This is a genomic window from Kitasatospora sp. NPDC093558, from assembly GCF_040683475.1.
GTDB lineage: Bacteria > Actinomycetota > Actinomycetes > Streptomycetales > Streptomycetaceae > Kitasatospora.
Genome location: NZ_JBFBDY010000429.1, coordinates 1 through 5,416 on the forward strand (window position 1 = coordinate 1; position 5,416 = coordinate 5,416).

3 protein-coding genes and 1 pseudogene are annotated in these 5,416 nt (G+C 76.1%); 3 read left to right on the forward strand and 1 reads right to left on the reverse strand.

Annotation, left to right across the window (positions count from 1 at the left end):
* Positions 1-2,823 (reverse strand): annotated as a pseudogene (locus AB0O00_RS28225) (hypothetical protein); the annotation flags it as partial.
* A gap of 293 nt (positions 2,824-3,116) precedes the next feature.
* Here AB0O00_RS28225 and AB0O00_RS28230 point away from each other — a divergent pair.
* From AB0O00_RS28230 to AB0O00_RS28240, 3 genes are all read left to right on the forward strand, one after another.
* Positions 3,117-4,061, forward strand: a complete 945-nt coding sequence (locus AB0O00_RS28230) for an alkaline phosphatase family protein (protein WP_363656434.1) — start codon at positions 3,117-3,119, stop codon at positions 4,059-4,061.
* 73 nt (positions 4,062-4,134) lie between these two features.
* Complete coding sequence (locus AB0O00_RS28235; protein ID WP_363656436.1) at positions 4,135-4,983, forward strand: glycoside hydrolase family 16 protein; 849 nt, start codon at positions 4,135-4,137, stop codon at positions 4,981-4,983.
* A gap of 139 nt (positions 4,984-5,122) precedes the next feature.
* The coding region (locus tag AB0O00_RS28240) for a hypothetical protein (RefSeq protein WP_363656438.1) at positions 5,123-5,416 on the forward strand (294 nt) is incomplete at its 3' end.

Here is a 5,416-nt window from a genome sequence, read left to right on the forward strand (position 1 = left end):
TGCATGACCAGCTGGCGGCCCGGGTTGAACGGCGGGTCGTAGTGGAAGTGGCGCTCCTTGGCGAGCGGCAGCTTCACCTTGAGGTCGGTGATGCTCGGGCGCCCGGCAGTCCGGGCAGCCGCCCGGCGGGTGGCCGATCAGCCCGCCGACGATCGCGGCGAGCCCGGCCTGGTAGGGGCGGCGGACCACCCGGACGCCCGCGGCGGCCACGGCGGGCGCCGCGTTCGCCGGGGCGGCGGCGCGCCGGGTCCAGGTGAGCAGCGGGAGGTCGGCGGCGGTGTCCCCGACGGCGAGGGCGGGGACGGCGGCCGGATCGCCGAGCGCCGTCAGCAGGGCGCGCACGCCAATGGCCTTGTCCACGCCGCGCGGGACGAAGTCCGACTGGGCGTCGCCGGGCACGACGGTGAACCGGGGACCGTCCGGCGGCTCGCGCAGCAGCCCGGCGACCGTACGGGCCGGCAGCGCGGTGCGGTGCGGGCCGTCGCCGACGCTCGCGCGGAGGGACCACCGGGCGAACGGGTCCACGAAGACGCCTGGCAGCGCCGAGAGTTGCCGTCGCAGGCCGGTGGTGTCCGCATCGCTGACGGGGAAGGTGGTCCCCGTCGCGGCGTCGAACGCCACCGCCCCGTACTCGGCGACGCCGCCGGCCAGGCGGTAGGCCGCGCAGCGGTCCCGGACCTCGGGCAGCGAACGGCCGGTGGCGAGCAGCACCCGGTAGCCGTGGGCGCGTAGGGCCCGCAGCGCGAGCATGCCCTGCGGCGAGGACGCGGGGAACCCGAGGACGTCCGACTCCAGCACCCCGTCGACGTCCAGGACGCACCAGGGCCCCTGCGGGTCGGTGTCGAGGTCGGCCAGGTACGCGGCGGCCAGGAAGCGCTGGACGGTGGCGGCCTGCGCCCGCCGCTCGTGGGCGCGGACGAGGGGCGCCCGGGCCGGGTCGGCCGTCCGGGCCAGCCGGGCCGCGTCCCAGTTCCGGACCAGCCGGAGCAGGCACCAGCGCGCCGGGTCGATCCGGCGGCCGGTCAACTGCTCGTACGCGGCGAGCAGTTCGGCCTCCCGCGCGGGGTCGGGCGGCAGGGGGGACGCGGCGGCGAGGTCGAAGGCCGCGTCGTAGGTCGCGAGGTCGAGGTTGCTGAACGCGCCGTCGGCGCAGCCGGTCCTCGTCCAGCCGCCGGCGCCGTCGTGGGCCCAGCGCCCGTCGCCGGTGCGGCCGTCGACGACGCAGGGCCGCGCCGCGGCCAGCAGGGACCGGGCCAGCGGGTGCAGCAGAGCGGGGCGCAGGACCGGGTCGAGACGCCCGCCGCCGGGGGCCAGGATGCGCGCCGCGACCTCCCACACCGGCTGGCGTCCGGCGAGCCGCAGGCTCCGGTCGGCGGGCACCGCGAGGCGCCGCTGGCGGGCCGCGACGTACCGTGCGACCTCGGCCGGGCCGGGACGGGTGTCACCGGTGTCGGGGGCCGGGCCCGGTGCGGGTGCCGGTTCGCCGGGCGGGCGGGTGCGCAGCAGGACGCCGTCCGCGAAGCCGTGGACCTCGGGCACCAGGCCGTCCAGCGCCCGCGCGACGGTCACGGCCTGCCGGCCGAGGTAGCCCACCCCCGCCCACTGGGCGACGAGCGGCAGGGCGCGCTCGGGGCCGTCGGCGTCCAGGACATGCGCGGTGAGGGGGACCGCGAGGTGCGACCAGCGGGAGAGCGGGCCCGCCGCGCCGACCGTCACCCTCGCGCCCGGGAGCAGCCCGGGCAGCAGGCTCGTGAGCGCCGCCGCCCCCAGCCGGCGGCGGACCTCCCAGTCCCCGCCGGGCAGCACGACGCACGGGTAGCGCCGCAGGACGTCCGGCACCGGGCCGTCGTCCTCGAAGGTCGCGAACACGGGGACCACGGCGTCGGCGGGGAAGCCCGTGCGCTCGGCCGCGGCGGCGACGGCGGCGAGCGACCCGCCGGTGGCGGGCGGATCGTCGAGGACGAGGACCGCTCCCGCGCCGTCACGGACCGCGCGGACCACCGCCGCCCGTCCGGGCAGCAGCGCCAGCCCGGGCCGGGTGGTCCCGACCACCACCGACCGGTGGCCGAGCCGTCGCAGGGCCGCGCCGGCCAGCGGGGCCAGGTAGCTGCCCGAGGTGCGCACCCCCAGGACCAGGAGCGGCCCGCGCCGGGTGCCGTGCGCCGCGGTGAAGCGGCGCGCCAGCTCGACGACGTCCGCCGGGTGCTGGTCGAAGCTGCGGAAGCAGGACGGCGGGCGCAGGAACTCCGTGCCGAGCAGCGCCCCGGCGCCGGGCAGGACGGCGAGCCGGGCGGCGAGCCGGGTGGCGGCCTCGCGGACGGCCGGGAGGAGGTCGTCGGGGCCCGGGGTGTCGCCGAGGAGGCCGTCGACCACCGAGGCGGCGAGCCGGTCGCGCAGCGTGGCCATGTCGTCGCCCCAGCGCCGCAGGCCGCGGCCGGGGAGGACCCTGCCGAACGTCCCGGCGGACAGCGCGATGCCGAGGCGTGCGGTGCGCAGCGCGGAGCGCGCCGCGGGCCCGCGCGCCCCCGAGTCCAGGTGGTCCACCAGGCGCCGGGCGCCCCAGGAGGCGCCCTGGAGCCGGTCCTCGACGATCTGGCAGATCCCTGCGCTCAGGAGGAAGGCGTCGAGCGAACGGGACGTGACAAGGTGAGGGGTGGTGCGGTGGGACTCTTCGACGGTGGTGACCAGCCGGGCCGTCAGCTCGGTTGCGTCCAGGTACAGATCGACGGTGCGGGACGGCTCGTCGGAGCCGGAGCGCGGTGAGGACGGGCGGCTGGAGTGTTCCGCCGTGGAGAGTGCCGCCGGGGCCTGCGCGTCACTCATCGTCGGACTCCCGGAGTGGCTGGAATCCTCGTCTCCGGCGTGCGTCACCGGTGTGCGTCACCGAAGTGTCAGCGGTACTGTCTCCCATCCTCGGCCCGCCGGTCACCTTCAGTCAATACAGCGACGGATAGCGGGCCTTTTGCCCCGGAAAATGCGCATCTCCAGTGACACGGAGTAGTCGAATCGCGGAGAGTTGACGCATTGTCGGGGCCGCGTGACGGAGCTGCCCCCCGGTTTCCGTCGGTTTCCGCACCGATTTGCCGCCGCCCTCCCGGACGGCCAGGCTGGACGTCATGATCCGTGCGGACGTCCGCGGCGCCGGCCGGCGCCGCCGGGTGCGCGTGGCCGCCGGTGCGGCCGCGGTCTGCGCGCTGCTGCTGGCGGGGTGCGCGGGCTCGGGCGGCGGCCCGTCCCCGCACGGTCCTTCGGGGCACGGTCCTTCGGGCCAGACAGGCAGCGCGGGCCCTTCGGTGCCCGTGCCCCGGCCCGACCACGTCGTGGTGGTCGTCGAGGAGAACAAGTCCTTCTCCGACGTCATCGGCAACACCTCCGACGCGCCGTTCATCAACGCGCTGGCCGCGCAGGGCGCGTCCTTCACGCAGTCGTTCGCCGTCGCCCACCCCAGCCAGCCCAACTACCTGGCGCTGTTCTCCGGTTCCGTCCAGGGCGTCACCGACGACGCGTGCCCGAAGTCCTTCGACGCCCCCAACCTCGGCTCCGCCCTGCTCGCCGCCGGCCTGACCTTCACCGGCTACTCCGAGGACCTCCCGGCCCCCGGCGACACCGGCTGCGCCGACGGCGGGTACGCCCGCAAGCACAACCCATGGGTGGACTTCGCAGCCCTGCCCGCCGCCGTCAACCAGCCCTTCTCGGCCTTCCCCGGCGACTACGCGGCCCTGCCGGCGCTCTCCTTCGTCGTGCCGAACCTGGCCCACGACATGCACGACGGCTCCGTGCGGGACGGCGACGCCTGGCTGCGGGACCACCTGGGCGGCTACGCGGACTGGGCGCGCGGCCACAACAGCCTCCTGGTGGTCACCTGGGACGAGGACGACAACGACCAGGGCAACCGGATCCCGACCCTCGTCGTCGGCCCGCAGGTGACCCCCGGGAGCTACGACGAGCGGATCGACCACTACCGGCTGCTGCGCACCCTGGAGGACGCCTTCGGCCTGCCGCCGAGCGGCGCGGCGGCGGGCGCCGCGCCCATCGGGGACATCTGGCGGACCCAGCCCTGACCGGGCCCGGCTTCCGAGGATGCGCGCGCCGTCCGGCGGTGGAACGCTGATCGGGCAAGGAGGTGGGTGCGCCATGGATCACCGCCGCCGCGGGCCGCGGTACGCCGTCCCGGCCGCGGCGCTCGCCCTCCTGCTGACCGCCCTCGCCGGCTGCTCGGGCGGGGGCGGCGGGCCCAGTACGGCGAGCTCCGCGGGTTCGGCCACGAGATCCATCGAACCCCTGCGCCCCGTCCTGCCGGTCGGCATCTCGGGCGACTGGCACCTGATCTTCCGCGACGAGTTCGACGGCACCGCCCTGGACAGCGGCAAGTGGTCCGTCGGCAACCCGTACGTCGACCCGGAGCGGATCAACGCGCCGGTGGGCGACAAGGAGCTCGACTGCTACGACGCCGACCAGGTCGCGGTGCGCGACGGCCTGCTGCACATCACCGCCGTGCAGCGGCAGCAGAGCTGCGGTGGCAAGTCCCTCCCGTTCGTCTCCGGCATGGTCAACACCAGGGACAAGTTCTCCTTCGCCTTCGGCGCGCTGGAGGCCCGGGTCTACGTCCCCGCCGCCGCCGACGGGTCGGTCGCCAACTGGCCCGCCTTCTGGGCCGTCGGGGCCGACTGGCCGAGCGGCGGGGAGAACGACGTCATGGAGGGGCTGCACGGCAAGATCTGCTCGTACTTCAACTCCGCGACGGCGTCGACCGGCAACTGCGCCGGCGGCGACCTCACCGGCTGGCACGTCTTCGGCGCCGAGTGGCGGGACGGCCACGTCGACTACTACCGGGACGGCGTCTACGCGTTCACCCTCAGCGAGGGCGTCACCTCCGCCCCCATGTGGCTCATGATCGACAACGCCGTCCAGCCGACGATCGGCGGCCTCACGTCCGTCCCGGCCACCCTGCTGGTCGACTACGTCCGGGTCTGGCAGCGGTAGTTCAGCCGAGCCCGGTCCGTCTCCGGTGCGTAACGGCTTGGCCACAGGCGTCCCCGAAAGCGGTCGAAACCGGGAACGCCCAGGTCGTCCACGCGACATGATGATGCGTCACGCGGGCGGTGGAGGGGAGAACGACAGGATGGCCGACGGCACGCCGACGGATGCGGTCCCGCCGACGCGGGTGGACCGGTGGGCCCGGATCCGCGGCGACCGGTCCCGCAACCCGGACCTCCCGCCCTCGCGGCTCCGGCGGCTGCGCGCCCACCCCGAAGCACCGACGCGCGTCCGCACCGACCCGGAGGCGCCGACCAGGGTCGACCCGGAGGCGCCGACCAGGGTCAAGCCGGGTGCCGCCGCCACCCCGCCCACCGAGAACCGCCGCGCGGCCCCCTCGCGCGGCGGGCACTTCGGGGGTGCCTTCCCCGCGGCCCTG